11 protein-coding genes are annotated in these 16,162 nt (G+C 66.1%); 7 read left to right on the top strand and 4 right to left on the bottom strand.

Annotation, left to right across the window (positions count from 1 at the left end):
- Nucleotides 1-218 precede the first annotated feature (218 nt).
- On the top strand, nucleotides 219-2,117 hold the full coding sequence (locus tag LRX75_RS12635) for a methyl-accepting chemotaxis protein (RefSeq protein WP_231814858.1): 1,899 nt from the start codon (nucleotides 219-221) through the stop codon (nucleotides 2,115-2,117).
- A gap of 117 nt (nucleotides 2,118-2,234) precedes the next feature.
- On the opposite strand, the gene LRX75_RS12630 is transcribed toward LRX75_RS12635, so the two are convergent.
- Nucleotides 2,235-4,166 carry an LTA synthase family protein gene (locus LRX75_RS12630; RefSeq protein WP_231814857.1) on the bottom strand — a complete coding sequence of 644 codons (1,932 nt, stop codon included), beginning with the start codon at nucleotides 4,164-4,166 and terminating at the stop codon, nucleotides 2,235-2,237.
- Nucleotides 4,167-4,308: 142 nt separating this feature from the next.
- Between LRX75_RS12630 and LRX75_RS12625 the strand changes: the two genes are divergently transcribed.
- The gene (locus LRX75_RS12625; RefSeq protein ID WP_231814855.1) at nucleotides 4,309-5,136 is read left to right on the top strand and encodes a TolB family protein; all 828 of its coding nucleotides are present in this window, start codon (nucleotides 4,309-4,311) and stop codon (nucleotides 5,134-5,136) included.
- A gap of 9 nt (nucleotides 5,137-5,145) precedes the next feature.
- Here LRX75_RS12625 and LRX75_RS12620 read toward each other — a convergent pair whose 3' ends face one another.
- Both LRX75_RS12620 and LRX75_RS12615 read right to left on the bottom strand, forming a co-directional pair.
- Entirely contained in the window at nucleotides 5,146-6,375 is a 1,230-nt protein-coding gene (locus LRX75_RS12620) for a DUF2865 domain-containing protein (protein ID WP_231814853.1), read from the bottom strand.
- 178 nt (nucleotides 6,376-6,553) lie between these two features.
- On the bottom strand, nucleotides 6,554-8,866 hold the full coding sequence (locus LRX75_RS12615) for an NADP-dependent malic enzyme (RefSeq protein WP_231814851.1): 2,313 nt from the start codon (nucleotides 8,864-8,866) through the stop codon (nucleotides 6,554-6,556).
- Between the two features lie 188 nt (nucleotides 8,867-9,054).
- Here LRX75_RS12615 and LRX75_RS12610 point away from each other — a divergent pair, with 188 nt between their 5' ends.
- Nucleotides 9,055-9,924, top strand: a complete 870-nt coding sequence (locus LRX75_RS12610; protein ID WP_231814849.1) for a UDP-2,3-diacylglucosamine diphosphatase — start codon at nucleotides 9,055-9,057, stop codon at nucleotides 9,922-9,924.
- A 120-nt stretch (nucleotides 9,925-10,044) separates the two neighbouring features.
- Nucleotides 10,045-11,268, top strand: coding sequence for an MFS transporter (locus tag LRX75_RS12605; RefSeq protein ID WP_231814847.1), 1,224 nt, complete (start codon nucleotides 10,045-10,047; stop codon nucleotides 11,266-11,268).
- Here the strand turns inward: LRX75_RS12605 and dgcA are convergent.
- Nucleotides 11,220-12,200, bottom strand: coding sequence for an N-acetyl-D-Glu racemase DgcA (gene dgcA / locus LRX75_RS12600; protein ID WP_231814845.1), 981 nt, complete (start codon nucleotides 12,198-12,200; stop codon nucleotides 11,220-11,222). The two genes, LRX75_RS12605 and dgcA, sit on opposite strands and share 49 nt — an antisense overlap.
- Before the next feature lie 196 nt (nucleotides 12,201-12,396).
- On the opposite strand from dgcA, the gene LRX75_RS12595 reads away from it, so the two are divergent.
- From LRX75_RS12595 to LRX75_RS12585, 3 genes are all read left to right on the top strand, one after another.
- Nucleotides 12,397-13,560, top strand: coding sequence for an MlaE family ABC transporter permease (locus LRX75_RS12595; RefSeq protein WP_420851192.1), 1,164 nt, complete (start codon nucleotides 12,397-12,399; stop codon nucleotides 13,558-13,560).
- Nucleotides 13,561-13,574: 14 nt separating this feature from the next.
- The gene (locus LRX75_RS12590) at nucleotides 13,575-14,507 is read left to right on the top strand and encodes an ABC transporter ATP-binding protein (protein ID WP_269456181.1); all 933 of its coding nucleotides are present in this window, start codon (nucleotides 13,575-13,577) and stop codon (nucleotides 14,505-14,507) included.
- A gap of 64 nt (nucleotides 14,508-14,571) precedes the next feature.
- Nucleotides 14,572-15,942: an MlaD family protein gene (locus LRX75_RS12585; RefSeq protein WP_113148579.1), complete on the top strand. Its 1,371-nt coding sequence runs from the start codon at nucleotides 14,572-14,574 to the stop codon at nucleotides 15,940-15,942.
- Nucleotides 15,943-16,162: the final 220 nt, after the last annotated feature.

Genomic DNA, 16,162 nt, shown 5'->3' with positions numbered 1-16,162 from the left:
AGCGATGCCGCCCTGTTTTCGGCGAAACTGTGTCGTCGCGCGGCAGGGTGCGAAACGGGGCGAATGAGCAAAGTAAGTTAAATCTTAGTTATCCGTTTTCGCGCTAAAAATGAAACCGCGCGATGTGCCGGATCCTGCGACTGCGCCCTGACGGACATTACGTCCTCCCGCTCCCCAACTGTCCTTGCGCGGTGATGCGCTTCACCGGAGTTTTCCGCATGTCATTTCAAAATCTTTCCATCCTGAAAAAGGTCGGGCTGGTCGTCCTCGTGATGGGCCTCTCCTCCGCCGCCATCGCGGCGGTCGGCATACGGGGCATCGGCGCGCTGGAGGAAACCATGGTTTCCGTCGGCGCCCGCGAGGAGGTCGCCCGCGAGGCGATGGATCTGCGCGTGGACGTGATCTCCATCAGCCGCATGACCTATCAGCTGGCAGCGGAACCGGCCAAGGCGGCGGATGTCCGCACCGAGGCGGCGCGGCGGCAGGGCGAGATGCTGGCACGCCTGCCGAAGATCGCGGCCGCGGCCGACGCGACGCAACAGGCGCAGCTGAAGACGATCGAGGAGAAGCTTCAGGCCTATTTCGTGACGATCAACGCGATGGTGGACGCCGCGGCCAAGCCCGGCGCCGATACCGCCGCGATGACGGCGCCGCTCGGGCTCGCGCTCGACGCGCAGAAGGCGGTGACCGCCGCGGTCAAGGTCTACAGCACCTATTCCGGCGATGCACTGGCGGCCGCCCGGGCGGAGGCCCTGCAGAGCTCGTCGATGGCCATGGCCGTCGAGATCGGCGCGGCCATCGCCGCCATCGCGCTTGGCGGCTTCGTCAGCCTGCTCGTCGCCCGCCGCGGCATCGTCGCGCCGGTTCGCGAGATGACCGGTGTCATGCGCGCGCTGTCCGAGGGACGGCTGGAGGTCGGCACGATGGACACCACACGCCGCGACGAGATCGGCGAGATGGCGCGGGCGCTCGACGTCTTCCGCCGCAACGCCATCGCCATGCGGGACATGAAGGCGCAGGAGGCGGCCCTGCAGGCAAGCAGCAGCGACCTGCAGTCGAGCATCGCCTCCGTCGTCGCCGCGGCCGTCGCCGGCGACTTCACGGCGCGCATCGATCGCGATTACGGATCGCCCGACCTCAACCGCTTCGCCGCCAGCGTCAATGAACTGGTCGGCAGCGTGGATCAGGCGATCGCCGAACTGCGCCGCGTCATCGAGGCGCTGTCGCAGGCGGACCTGACGCAGAGCATGAACGGCCGCTTCCAGGGCGCGTTCGGCGAACTGCAGGCCAATGTCAATGCGACGATGGTCACGCTGCGCTCCACCATGGAGAGCGTGCGCGGCGCGGGCTCGACGATCTCGGAAAGCTCGGCGGAGCTGAGCGGGGCGGCGAACGACCTGTCGAAGCGCACCGAGCAGCAGGCCGCGGCGCTGGAAGAGACGGCGGCGGCCCTCGACGAGATCACCGCCACGGTCCGCACCGCCTCCACGCGGGCAAACGAAGCGCAGGACATGGTGCGCGAGACGAAGGCCAGTGCCGAACGGTCGGGCGCCATCGTGCGCAGCGCGGTCGATGCCATGGGCCGGATCGAGGACTCCTCGAGCCGCATCGGGCAGATCATCGGCGTGATCGACGAGATCGCCTTCCAGACCAACCTTCTCGCGTTGAATGCCGGCGTCGAAGCGGCGCGGGCCGGGGAAGCCGGTCGCGGCTTTGCCGTCGTCGCGCAGGAAGTCCGCGAACTCGCCCAGCGCTCGGCCAATGCCGCCAAGGAGATCAAGACGCTGATCAGCGCCTCGGCCGCGGAAGTGGAAGGCGGTGTGACGCTGGTGCGCTCCACCGGCACGGCGCTGCTGGAGATCGAGAAGCTGGTCAACCAGGTCAATGGTCATGTGGAAAGCATCGCCACCGCCTCGCGCGAGCAGGCGACGGCGCTGGGCGAAATCAACACCTCGGTCAACCACATGGACCAGATGACGCAGAAGAACGCCGCCATGGTGGAAGAGACGACCGCTGCCAGCGAGACCCTCGCCGACCAGAGCCGCCAGCTGCAACAGCTCCTCGCCCGCTTCCGTCTGGAGCAGGGTTACGACGCCGGTGCCCGCCGCGCGGCGTAAGGTCTGGCGAGAGCGGACGGGAGGAAAGGGGTGCGGACGATGTCCGCGCCCCTTTCGTCTTTCAGACGCATGGCGTTCCGAACGTCTGTTCGCAAGGCGGTTCCGAAGGGCTACCGATCACATCGCGGGCTGCGGGAAGAGCTCGGCGTGAGTCTCGAAGAAGCGGTCGGTCCCGTAGCGCTTGCCGAACATCATGTCGTGCTGGAGGAAGCGGTAGTCGCGCAGCACGGCGGGGATCTTCTTGTTGCGGGACCAGGCCTCGGTGTCCTTTCCGGCGGCGTCGACCAGCATGTAGCGGTCGACGACGTGGTAACGGTTGAAGACATCGCCGAGAAAGGCGGTGTAGTACGGGTGTTCGAAGCCGCCGGTCTTCAGGATCTGGTAGGAGAGGAAGGCCGGGCTGATGGTGCCGATGTCCTTGACCGGGCCTGATTTGTTCGACCAGATGACCAGCGGCGTCTCGTGGCTCGCCGCCATCTGCTCGACCGTGCCTTTGCGCGATGCGGTGACGTCGGGCATGTAGCCGGTGGAGGTGTAGACGGTGTTCAGCGGCGGCAGGTGGTCGCCGAAGAGCACGATGATCGTCTCGCGGTCGCGCTCCTTGGCCCAGTCCATCAGCATCTTCAGGCTGTCGTCGGCTTCCTTGACGCCCTGCGCATAGGTTTCCAGCACCTGCCGGTCGTTCTCCGGCAGGTCGCCTTCGACCTTGATGGTGTTGCGCGCGTAGCGGTTGGCCTCGTAGGGCCCGTGACCCTGCAGCGTCACCGTGAAGAAGAAGAACGGATCGCGCAGCTCGTCGGCCTGGCGCATGATCTCCTTGGTCAGGGATTCGTCGGAGGCGAAGATGCCGCGCTTTTCCATGGGCGGCAGGTTTTCCTCCGAGCGGAACTGCTCGAAGCCGAAGGACTTGTAGACGGCGCTGCGATTCCAGAACCAGCCCTGGAACGGGTGGACGGCGCGCGCGACATAGCCTTCGCCGCGGAAGAAGGTGGCGAGGGAGGGGATCGGATTGCGGATGTACTGCTGGTAGGGAATGCTGCCATAGGGCAGGAAGGCGTTCGAGAAGCCGGTCAGCGCCTCGAACTCGACATTGGCCGTCATGCCGCCGAACTCCGGCGAGAAGACGTCGCCCGACTGCATTTCGCGAATCGTCGGCATCGGGTCCGGGGACAGCTTGACGTTCGGCAGGCGGGTCGGATCCCAGAAGGACTCGCTCATGAGGACGATGACGTCGGGCTTGCCGCGATGCGACGTGCCTGCGGGCACCGGCTCCGTCGGGATCGCGTCGATGGCATTGGCCATGTAGCCGGGCGGTGCGGCGACGTTCGCCATCGGCAGGTTCAGCACGAAAGCCAGCGTGAAGCCGTTGTGGCGGTAGTTCTCGGTCTGGTCCCACATGATGGGGATGATCTGCAGCCGGTCGCGCACCCAAGAGAACTGGTTGTAGTCCATGAGATGGTAGAAGCCGCCGAGAAGCGGCAGCGCGACCGCAAGGCGCGCGATGCGCTGGCGGCGCGTGAGGCGCGGGAATCGGCGCCAGGCATGGCGGACGAGCCAGGTGAGGCCGGCCAGCGACAGCACGAGGCCGACGGCGATACAGATCGCGGTGCCCGGGCGATCGCGCACCAGAACAGGCATCAGCTCCAGGATCTGGCGGCCGAACAGGAAGTCGGTGGGGTAGAGCGGATCGGAGAGGAAGATCTGCTTCTGGCGCGTGACGAGCGCCGGGACCAGCGCCAGGGGGGCGATGAGGACCAGACCGTATTCCGCGCGGCCGACGATCGCATCGACGGCGAGGAAGAGCAGAAAGAACACGAAGGCTGTGACGAAGGCCGGGCGGGCAGGATCGAGGAAGAAGGCGTAGGCTTCTGCGGCCGAATTCCGGGCGATCCATTCCACGAGGAAGATCAGCGAGACCGCCAGCAGAAACGACACGACGATGCTGCGAATGTTGGACAGGATCTTCGAAGGACGTGCGTTCTGTGCCGCTGTCGGTCCATAGACGTCCACGGAGGGTCTTACGTTCACGGCAGACTGAAAACTCGCCATGGCCGGCTCCCTTCACCAATTCTTCGCATGACTGTCATACCGCTGTCATGTTGAACAGGGGATGAATGTGCTTTCCCACGCACAAGGCCTGTGATTTCATGGTTTTCGGCGGGGTGTTGCATTCCCGCGCGGAGGAGACGGCATGCGCAGTTCGGTCGAGATATTCACCGTGGCAACGGGCGAGACGCGGGTGGTCTGGCAGACGGACAGGCTGGTGGAGGCGCCGAATTTCGCGCCCGGCGGCGACGGGCTGATCCTCAATGGCGACGGCCGGCTCTGGCGCCTCGCTCTTGGTGGCGGCGCGCCGGAGGCGATCGACACGGGCTTTGCCGGCACGCTCAACAACGATCACGGCGTCTCGCCGGACGGTAGGCTGCTGGCGATCAGCGACAAGACGGAATTCGGGAAATCGGCGATCTACACGCTGCCGATCGGCGGCGGCACGCCGACGCTGGTGACGCCGAACCTGCCTTCCTACTGGCATGGCTGGTCGCCGGACGGCAAGCGGATGACCTATTGCGGCATTCGCGACCAGGTGTTCGATATCTACACGATTGCCGTCGATGGCGACGAGGAGACGCGCCTGACGGCGGGCGAAGGGCGCAATGACGGGCCGGACTATTCGGCCGACGGGCGCTGGATCTATTTCAACTCCAGCCGGTCTGGCCGCATGCAGATCTGGCGCGTGCCGGCTGCGGGCGGGCCGGCGGAACGCATCACCGACAGTCCCTATGGCGACTGGTTTCCGCATCCCGCGCCGGACGGCCGCAGCGTCCTCATCATTTCCTATGACGGCGACGTGTTCGACCATCCGCGCGACCTGACAGTGCGGCTGCGGCTGATGGACCCTGACGGCGGCAACGCCCGGGAACTGTTCGAACTCTTCGGCGGGCAGGGCACGATGAACGTGCCGAACTGGTCCCCGGACGGACAACACTTCGCCTTCGTCCGCTATGCGCCGGCGCCGTAAGGGGCCGTCTCAGTTCGTCTGCTGCTGCTGGTAGCCCGGGCCTGCGGGGTGGCGCAGGTCGATGGCGGATTCCTCGGCGGGCAGGAAGGCGGGGCCGACCTGGCGGACGCGGTTCGCCTTGGGGTCGTAGGGCCGCTCGTTGACGGCGGGCGAGGGTGTCTCGACCGGTGCCGTGGACGGAAGGAGCGCCTTCGCGGCGGCAGGTTCCGGGGCCGTCGGCGCGGCGGTCGCAGGTTGCGGCTTCGTGGTGATGGTCACCACCGCCTTGTCGGACGGGGTGCTCATGCGGGGCGTGGGCGCATCGGCGGGCAGCGTCGAGAAGCCGGAGCCGGGGTTCGTGGCGGCCGATGGCGACGGGATCCGGCAGCCGCACTGGCTGCGGGTGGCGGCGCTGCCGCTCTTGTAGGCGAAGGCCGTGGGCAAATCGGTATAGGGGCTGCCGGTGCTGGCTGAGATCATGTCCTGCGTCTCGCCGGTCAGCGGATGGTAGTAGAGTTCGGTCGTGGCACCCGGGCAGCGGGCGCTGCAGGCCTGCGCGTCGCGCTCGAAATCCTCCGGCGTCGCATTGGCGGAAATCGGGAAGAAAGAGCCGTCGCAGGTGCGCACGCACATGGTGCGCAACGGGCCGTCCTGCGTCAGGAGATGGAGGTTGGGGACGGACAGGTCGGAGATCGGCGGCTCGGAGACAGGGCCGTCCGACGGTCCTCTCAGGCTCGTTTCTTCGCTGCCGATCGGCGGCAGGTCGGCGATGATGTTGCGAAAGCGGCGCGGCTCGGATGCATCCGGGCCCGAGACGGACGCGCTGACGAGATCGCTGTCGATCGCCTCGCAGCGATTGGCCTGCAGGGCCACCAGCACGCGGCGGCGGGCCGCGTCATCGTCCGATCCGGCAATCTCTTCCGCGCGGCGCGCTTTGAGCTCCGCGAGATCTTCGCTGATGGCGGCGATGCGGTTGTCGAGGTCGGCGCAGGCCTCCTCGTTGTTGCCGTTGATGACGGTGACGCTGTCCGTGCTGCAGCCAAGCGTCCGCTGCTGGCTGCGCGCACTGCGCAGCTCCAGATTCTGCCGCGTTATGGCGCCCGTGAAATTGCGCTGGCGGGTGTCGTCATAGCCGCGATCGCCGCTGTCGTTCGACAGGGTTTCGGGCAGATCGGCAAGGCGCGCGAACAGCCTGTCGCACAGCGGAGAGGCTTCGGCACCCGCGGACAGGCACAGGAGCGGCGCGAGCAATGCGGCCATGGACACTCTGCGGATACTCAAACGTCGCCTGCCTCGGTGGGGATGTCCGGTCTCCCGGAGAGACCGATGCGATCCACGCCCTCGGGGAGCGCGGATCAAGACCTTATCATAGCCGCTTTGCCGCCGGCTGCAACGCGCCGCGCGATCACATTCGCGCGGCCTGCACGGCAAGAGGGCTTCAGACCGGGTGCGACGCTTCCACGACGGCCAGGGCCGCCATGTTGACGACGCCGCGCGAGGTGACCGAAGGCGACAGGATGTGGGCGGGCAGGGCGGCGCCGAGCAGGATCGGTCCCACATGCAGGCCGTCGATCATGCTCTTGACCACGCCGAAGGTGATGTTGGCGGCATCCAGATTGGGGAAGACCAAGAGATTGGCATCCTCGTTCAGCGTCGTGCTTGGCATGACGCGCTTGCGCAGCACCTGCGAGATGGCCGATTCGCCGTGCATCTCGCCGTCCGCTTCCAGGTCGGGCGCAAGCTCGCGCACGAACTCCATCGCCCGGCGCATCTTGCTGGCGCTTTCCGATTCGCGCGAGCCGAAGTTGGAGTGGGAGACGAGGGCGGCACGCGGCGTGATGCCGAAGCGCTTGATCTCTTCGGCCGCCATGATCGTCTTCTGGGCGATCTCTTCCGAGGTCGGGTTGAAGGTCACGAAGGTGTCGGTGAAGAAGGTCGCGCCGTGCTGGGAGATGAGCAGGCTCATGGCCGAGAAGTCGAGCGCGCCCGGCCGCTTGCCGATGATCTGCGCGATATCGCGCAGGTGGCGGCTGTAGCGGCCTTCCAGACCGCAGATCAGCGCATCGGCCTCGCCGCGCTTCAGCGCCAGAGCGCCGATGACGGTGTAGTTGGTGCGCACGATGGTGCGGGCCGCTTCCGGGATGACGCCGAGGCGGCCGACCAGCGAGAGATACTGATCGACGTAATCCTTGAAGCGGCGGTCGCTTTCCGGATTGATCACCTCGAAGTCGGCGTCCGGGCGGATGCGCAGGCCGTAGCGCTTCAGCCGCGATTCGATGATCTGCGGACGGCCGATGAGGATCGGCAGCGCCGTGCCTTCCTCCAGCAGCACCTGGGCGGCGCGCAGCACGCGCTCGTCCTCGCCTTCCGAAAAGATGACCCGCTTCTTCTCGGCGGCTTTCGCCAGCGTGAAGATCGGCTTCATGATGAAGCCGGAGCGGAACACGAAGCGGTTCAGCTGGTCGAGATAGGCATCGAAATCGGTGATCGGCCGGGCGGCGACACCGCTGTCGGCGGCAGCCTTGGCGACCGCGGGAGCGATGCGCAGGATCAGCCGCTGGTCGAAGGGCGAGGGGATGAGATAGTCCGGGCCGAAGATCGGCGTTTCCTCGGAATAGGCGCGGGCGGCGACATCCGACGGTTCTTCGCGGGCGAGACCGGCGATGGCGCGCACGGCGGCCATCTTCATTTCCTCGTTGATCGTCCGCGCGCCGCAATCGAGCGCGCCGCGGAAGATGTAGGGGAAGCAGAGGACGTTGTTGACCTGATTGGGGAAGTCCGACCGGCCGGTGCAGATCATTGCGTCCGGCCGCGCCGCACGCGCGAGATTCGGCATGATTTCCGGGTTCGGATTGGCAAGCGCCATGATGAGCGGCCGCTCGGCCATCTGCGCGAGGAGCTCGGGCTTCAGCACACCGGCCGCCGACAGGCCGAGAAAGACGTCGGCATCGGCGATGCTGTCGGCCAGCACCCGGTTGTCGCTCTTCTGGGCGTAGACCGACTTCCACTCGTCCATCAGGACTTCGCGGCCCTCGTAAACGAGGCCTTCGAGATCGTGCACCCAGATGTTTTCGCGCCGGGCGCCGAGTTCGACCAGAAGATTGAGGCAGGCGAGCGCTGCCGCGCCGGCGCCGGAGGTGACGATCTTCGCCTTGGCGATTTCCTTGCCGGCGAGTTCGAGGCCGTTGAGAATGGCGGCGGCGACGATGATGGCGGTGCCGTGCTGGTCGTCGTGGAAGACGGGAATGTCCATCTTCTCGCGCAGCTGGCGCTCGACCTCGAAACATTCCGGGGCCTTGATGTCCTCGAGGTTGATGCCGCCGAAGGTCGGTTCCAGGGCCGAGACGACATCGACCATGCGGGCGATTTCCGGCGCGTCGATCTCGATGTCGAACACATCGATACCGGCGAATTTCTTGAAGAGGACGGCCTTGCCCTCCATCACCGGCTTGGAGGCGAGCGGGCCGATATTGCCGAGGCCGAGCACGGCCGAGCCGTTGGACACCACGGCGACGAGGTTGGCGCGCGCCGTGTATTCGGCGGCCATGGACGGGTCGTCGCGGATGGCGAGACAGGGCGCGGCCACGCCCGGGGAATAGGCGAGCGCGAGGTCGCGCTGGTTGCCGAGCGGCTTCGTGGCCTGGATCTCCAGCTTGCCGGGGCGGGGATACCGGTGGAAGAACAGCGCCTGTTCGTCAAGGTCGCCGCCGGCCGGTGTCTTCGGTGTCGTGGTGTCGTCGCCGCTGCTCATTGCGTCAGTACCCTCTTTCTTAACGGGGTTCTTCTTGCACGAATTCGCCGGTGCGTACAGTTCGCGGCCACGGTTTTGGCAGGGTTCTCACAATCACGTGTGGTGTTGTCATGCTCCTGAAACAGGAGTCTGTTTTCAGGAATGGCAGCACTTGAAACGTGAAAGCATGTGAAACCCGGAGAGGACCGATGGACCAGAGAGTGAGCGAGCCTGCCGTCCGGCATTTCCGGACCCTGTTCATTTCCGACGTGCATCTCGGCTCCAAGGCGGCGAAGACCGATTACCTGCTCGATTTCCTGCGCCTGCACGATGCCGACACGATCATTCTCGTCGGCGATATCATCGACGGATGGCGGCTGAAGAGGTCGTGGTACTGGCCGCAATCGTGCAACGACGTGGTGCAGAAGCTGCTGCGCAAGGCCCGCAAGGGCACGCGGATCATCTATATTCCCGGCAATCACGACGAATTCCTGCGCGCTTTTCCGGGCACGCATTTCGGCGGCATCGAAGTGGCCTCGCGCCATATCCACGAGAGCGCCGACGGACTGCGCTATCTCGTGCTGCACGGGGACGAGTTCGACGTCGTGGTGCGCAATGCGCGGCTGCTCGCCTATCTCGGCGACTGGGCCTACGACATGGCGATCGTCATCAATATCGGCCTTGCCGCCGTGCGCCGTCGGCTGGGCATGCCCTACTGGTCGTTTTCGGCCTGGGCGAAGCAGCAGGTCAAGCATGCCGTCAACTTCATCGGCGAGTTCCAGACGGTCGTGGCCGCGGAAGCACGCAGAGCCGAGGCGGACGGCGTGGTCTGCGGGCATATCCACCACGCGGTGATCAAGGAGATCGACGGCATCCGCTACATGAATTCCGGCGACTGGGTGGAAAGCTGCACGGCGATTGCCGAGCATGACGACGGCCGCATGGAGCTGATCACCTGGAACGTGCTTGCCGGGAACGTGCACGCGGTGACGGCGGGCGCGGGCGCGCCGCAGCCGGCCGACGACACCGGCGAGGCGCAGGCTCTGGTCGGCGCGCTGCTCGCGCGGCACGCCGCCTGAGCCGGGACCTTTGCACAACGGGCCGGTGACGGCGCTCTCCCCGGTTGCGCGCGCGGGTTCGCACTGGCGCGACCCGCCCGCAACATGATAACCGGCAGGATCGACATCAGGTCATCCCGCATGGATTCTCCGTCCTCGCCACCCCCGGCCGAACCGGCGCCGCCGTCGCGATTCGTCGCGCGGATCGCGCTGCTCTTCAGCGCGCCGCTGTTCATCAACGGGTTTGCGCTGCCCTTCTTTCCGGTCTGGCTGGCCTCGCTGTCGTTCGACGCGGCGCAGATTTCGGTGATCCTGGCTGTCCCCATGTTCGTGCGGGTGTTCTCGGCGCCGATTGCTGGCATGATCGCGGATGCGCTGGGCGAGCGGACGCGGCTGCTGCTCTGGTCGGCCGGCCTGTCGCTTCTGAGGGCGCTGGGGCTGTTCGTGTCCCATGCGTTCTGGGCGGTACTTGCCATCTACACGCTGCAGGGGGTGGTCTACTCGCCCTATGTGCCGATCGTCGAGGCGGTGGCGCTGACCGGCGTGCGGCGCTGGGGCTTCGATTATGCGCGGATGCGACTCTGGGGCTCCATCGCCTTCATCTGCGCGACGATGATCGGCGGCGCGCTGATCGGCCGCTTCGGCGCGGTGATGGTACTGCCGGCGATGATCGTGGGGTTCGTCGCCATGGTCGCGGTCACGTTCCTGGCGCCGCGCGTGGGCGCGCCGCGGCGTCCCTCCACGCTGACGACGCTCGCCGAGCCGCCGCCGAAGGCGCTGCGCGCGCCCGACATCCAGATGCTGCTGATGGGCGTCGGGCTCGTCAATGGCAGCCACGGCATGCTGTTTGCGTTTTCGGCGCTCTACTGGACGAGCATCGGGTTTTCGGGAACCGAGGTGGGGCTGCTCTGGAGTGCCGGCGTTGCGGCCGAGATCGCCATGTTCGTCGCCGCCAAGATGATTCTCGTGCGGGTGAGCCTCTGGGCGATGATTTTCTCGGGCGCGGGGCTCGCCATTCTGCGCTGGCTGGTCTTTCCGCTCGATCTCGGATTCTGGGGGTATTTCGCGCTGCAGTGCTCCCATGCTTTCACCTACGCCATCATGCATACGGGATTGCAGACCATGCTGGTGCGTCGCGTGGCCGAGCGGCAGGAGACGGCGGCGCAGGGGCTCTACTTCTTCTATACCGGCATCTTCACGGCGCTCTGCACCTTCGTCTCCGGCATCTTCTATGGCTGGTTCGGCGTGCATGGCTTCCTGTCCATGGCGGTCGCCGCCTTCGTCGGCTTCGCGCTGATCATCGCCGCCTGGACACTTCAGCCCCAGAGTTCGGGCGTCAGCGGCATGAGCAGCGAGCCCTCGTAGCGCAGGCCGGGCTCGCGGTCGCGCGCAAGCAGCAGCGGGCCGTCGAGGTCGACGAAGGCGGCACCCTGCGCGAGAAGGGCCGCGGGCGCCATGGCAAGCGAGGTGCCGACCATGCAGCCGACCATGACATCGAGGCCGAGCACGCGCGCGCGGTCGCGCATGTCGAAGGCGTGGGTGAGGCCGCCGGTCTTGTCGAGCTTGATGTTGACGGCGTCGTAGCGGCCGGCGAGGTGATCGAGATCGGCGATGGTGTGGACGCTTTCATCCGCACAGACGGGGACCGGCCGGGAGATGCGGGCCAGCATCTCGTCCTGGCCGGCCGGCAGCGGCTGTTCGATGAGCGCGATACCGGCGTCCGCGCAGACGGCGAAATGTGCTGCCAGGTTCTCGGGCGTCCAGCCTTCGTTGGCATCGAGGATGATGATCGATTCGGGGGCGGCGCGTCGGACGGCGCGGATGCGGGCGGCGTCGTCGGCAGTCCCGACCTTGACCTTGAGGACCGGCCGGAAGGCGGCCTCGGCTGCGCGGGCCGCCATCGTCTCGGCGTCGGCGAGCGAAATCGTGTAGGCGGTGACGAGAGGCTGCGGCAGCGGCAGGCCGGCAAGCTGCCAGACGGGCAGAGCGCTCTTCTTGGCCTCCAGGTCCCACATCGCGCAATCCACCGCGTTGCGGGCGGCACCCGGCGGCATGATGCGGGCGAGTTCCGGCCGGCCGATGCCGCGCTCGATCGCGTGACGGCAGGCCTCGACCGCGGCCACCACGCTCTCGATCGTCTCGCCGTAACGGGCATAGGGTACGCATTCGCCGATGCCGCTCGTCACCCCCTCCCGCAGCCGGCAGGTAACGACGGCGGCCGCGGTCTTCGACCCGCGCGAAATGGTGAATTCTCCGGCAATGGGAAAATGCTCGACGGTGATCTCAAGCGTTGTCATCTGCGTATAGCCTTTCCGAAACGATGCACGGTGAGTGCAGCCTTAAGGAACGTGGCATCGACATCACGGTCGTCAACTGCCTGTCGTCACGATTGTCTCCGGGGGCTTTTCCGTCGGTGACATCGTTAACGGCAGTCGCTATGAGTGTTGGCTGATCGCTACCGATGCAACCTTTGCCCAGAGAACACAGAGCCGCGTGACCAAAACCCTCGTCAAGACTGAAGCGACCGTCGAGCGCGACGATTCCGGCGAGAAGGGGGACACGGTCTATCGCTTCGGCGGCAACTGGCGCGCCTCCGGCCTGCCCTCCGTGGTCAAGCGCCTGGACGAAATGGCCAAGCCCGCCGGCGGACCGCAGGGCGCGCAGGTGCTGTTCGACCTGTCCGACATCACCGCCATGGACACGGCCGGCGCCTGGATCATCCGCCGCTTCATGACGAAGCTCGGCGGCGACGAGGCGGTGACGCTGGATGGCGGCAATGCCGGCTATCTCGAGCTCGTGAAGGCCCTGCCGGCCGAACTGCGCGAGCCGCAGGCCGATAACGGGCCGGCGCGCACGCTGGCCGATCGCGTCTTCCAGCCGATCGGCAAGGCCGTCCTCTCCATGTGGGACGACATGGTGGCCGCGATGTACATCGTCGGCTCGGCGGTTCGCGGCGCGCAGCTGAAGGTCGGCCGCCACAGTGGTCTGTCGCCTGCCGCCATTGTCAACCAGATCGATCGCATGGGCGTGCAGGCCGTGCCGATCGTCGCCCTGATGTCGTTCCTGATCGGCGCCATCATCGCGCAGCAGGGCGCCTTCCAGCTGCGCTATTTCGGTGCCGAGCTGTTCGTGGTCGATCTCGTCGGCATTCTGCAGCTGCGTGAAATCGGCGTGCTCCTGACCGCCATCATGATCGCCGGCCGCTCCGGCAGCGCGATCACGGCCGAAGTGGGCTCGATGAAGATGCGCGAGGAGATCGACGCGCTGAAGGTCATGGGCCTGAGCCCGATCGGCATTCTCGTCTTCCCGCGCCTCGTCGCGCTCACCATCGCCCTGCCGCTGCTGACGATCATTGCCAATTTCGCGGCGCTTTCGGGTGCCGCCCTGGTGGTCAACATCTATTCCGGCATCACGCTCGACACCTTCCTCGCCCGCCTGCAGGAGGCGGTCGATTTCTCCTCCGTGCTCGCCGGCATGATCAAGGCGCCGTTCATGGCGCTGATCATCGGCATCGTGGCCTCGGTCGAGGGCATGAAGGTCGGCGGCAGTGCCGAATCGCTCGGCAAGCACGTCACGCAATCGGTGGTGAAGTCGATCTTCGTGGTCATCCTCATCGACGCCCTCTTCGCCATCTTCTACTCGGCGATCAATTTCTGATGGAGGCGACACCGATGCAGACCGCCGACGATGCACAGGACACGACGCCCCATGACGTCGATGCGCCCGACCGGGCCACGACCAAGGGCGAGGGCGACCGCGAGGTCATCCTGTCGGTCAAGGACCTGACGGTTGCCTTCGGCTCGAACGTGGTGCTGGATGCGCTGAACCTCGATATCTATCGTGGCGAGATCCTCGGCTTCGTGGGACCTTCGGGCACCGGCAAGTCGGTGCTGATGCGCACCGTTCTGCGGCTCCTGCCGCGCCGGGCCGGCAAGATCGAGATCCTCGGCGCCGAATATGACGCGGTGAGCGACGAGGAGCGCGTGGAGCTCGACACGCGGCTGGGCGTGCTGTTCCAGCATGGTGCCTTGTTCTCCTCGCTGACGGTGAAGGAGAACATCCAGGTTCCGATGCGGGAATATCTGGACCTGCCGCAGGACATCATGGACGATCTGGCGCGGCTGAAGATCGAGCTGGTGGGCCTTGCGCCGGAAGCGGCCGACAAGTTCCCCTCCGAGCTTTCGGGCGGCATGATCAAGCGCGCGGCGCTGGCGCGTGCGCTGGCGCTCGATCCGGACCTCGTCTTCCTCGACGAGCCGACCTCGGGTCTCGACCCGATCGGTGCCGCCGAGTTGGATGAATTGATCGCGCGGCTGCGGGACACTCTCGGGCTGACCGTGTATATGGTGACTCACGACCTCGACAGCCTGTTTTCGGTCTGCGACCGCATTGCCGTTCTCGGGAACAAGAAGGTCATGGTGGAAGGGACGATCGAGGACATGCTCGCCTCCGACGACGACTGGGTGCAGTCCTATTTCCGTGGCAAACGCGCGCGCTCGATCGTGCGCGACGACGGCCAGGACCTACATCACCACGATCCGAACGCGCCGCGGCGCGACGAGACCGGCCGACAGGGCAACCCGCAGAGCGGGCCTGCACGCTGACCGGCCTCGACCGTTTCAGACAGTTTCAATTCAGGCCCGCGCGGCCACAGGGTAGACGCCAAAGATGGAAACCAAAGCCAACTACACGATCGTCGGGTTCTTCACCATCGCCGTGATCGTCGCCGCCTTCGGGTTCGTCTACTGGATGTCCCAGTTCGGACGCGGCGGCGAGATGGTCGAGCTGGTCGTGAGCATTCCCGGCTCCGCCAACGGCCTGAGCGTCGGCTCGCCGGTGCGCTTCAACGGGATTCCCGTCGGCAGCGTCCGCAGCCTCGCGATCAACGCCAACGATCCGCGCTACTCGGTCGCCGTGACGGAAGTCTCGGCCGACGCGCCGGTGCTGACCTCGACCAAGGCGACGCTCGAAGTGCAGGGCCTGACGGGTGCGGCCTATATCGAGCTCAGCGGCGGCAACAAGGGCGAGCCGAGCATTCTGCGCAAGGCGCTGGACGAGGGCACCTCGGCGCAGATCCAGGCCGACCAGTCGAGCGTGACGAGCCTGCTGGCCACCGCCGACAAGATCATGGACCGCGCCAATGACGCGATCGGCGATATTCAGGGCTTCGTTTCCGACGTGCGCGGGCCGCTGACCGGCACCATCACCAATGCCGAGCGCTTCTCCAAGTCGCTGGCCGACAATTCCGAGGGGATCGACCAGTTCCTCGAAAGCGTGAGCGCGCTGTCGACCTCCATCAACAGCGCCGCCGAGAAGCTCGATTCGACACTGACCTCGGCCGATGCGCTGGTAAAATCCGTCAATCCGCAGGACGTGAACCGCATCGTCTCCAACGTCGCACGCATGAGCGACGAGCTGACGGCGGCGTCTGCCGGCGTGTCCGACACGATCGCGACGATCCGCAAGACCGCCGAGACCTACGAGCGCTTCGGCACGAATGCGACGACGACGCTCGCCAAGGTCGATTCGCTGCTCGGTGCCGTCGATTCGCAGAAGGTGGGCAATGTGATCAACGACGCCTCGGTCGCGAGTGCCGATGCCCGCCGTGCGATCTCGACCTTCGCGTCGCTGGCCGACAGCGTGCGCGAGCGCCAGCCGGAAATCGACCAGACGATCACCGACGTGACGCAGATGGCCAACAAGCTGAACGCCGCCTCCAGCCGCGTCGACGGCATTCTCGTCAAGCTCGACGGGTTCCTGGGCGATGCGGATGCACCCGGCATCTCGCAGGACGCCCGCCAGACTCTCGCCTCGTTCCGCAGCGTCGCCGACAACATCAACGCCCAGATCGGCCCGATCGCCAACAATCTGAAGCGCTTCACGAGTTCCGGCCTGCGCGATATTGAGGCGCTGGTGGACGACACGCGCCGGACGGTGCAGTCGCTCGACAACACGATTTCGACCTTCGACAAGAACCCGCAGCGGCTTCTCTTCGGCGGCGAGACGGTGAAGCAGTATGACGGCCGCACCCGCCGGTAAGGCTCGGTCACGCTGAAGGCGATTCGCCCGAAGGGCGGGACCGGCCGGGTTCGATGGCCGATCCCGCGCTCGCAAGACGCGTTCTGCAGGGTGTAACGGACGAGAAGCGTGACATGCCTGCACAGCTTGACGCTTTTCCGCGCGACAGGTGGCGCAACGATGGAGTTTCGCTCTTGTCTTGTTCAAGTCGCCGCTTAGATTGCTCCCCATCAATAAGGGT

Source organism: Rhizobium quercicola (assembly GCF_021168455.1).
In the GTDB taxonomy this organism is placed as follows: domain Bacteria; phylum Pseudomonadota; class Alphaproteobacteria; order Rhizobiales; family Rhizobiaceae; genus Ferranicluibacter; species Ferranicluibacter quercicola.
The sequence above is the reverse complement of the archived record's forward strand: the minus strand, read 5'-3'. Positions and strand labels throughout refer to the sequence as shown.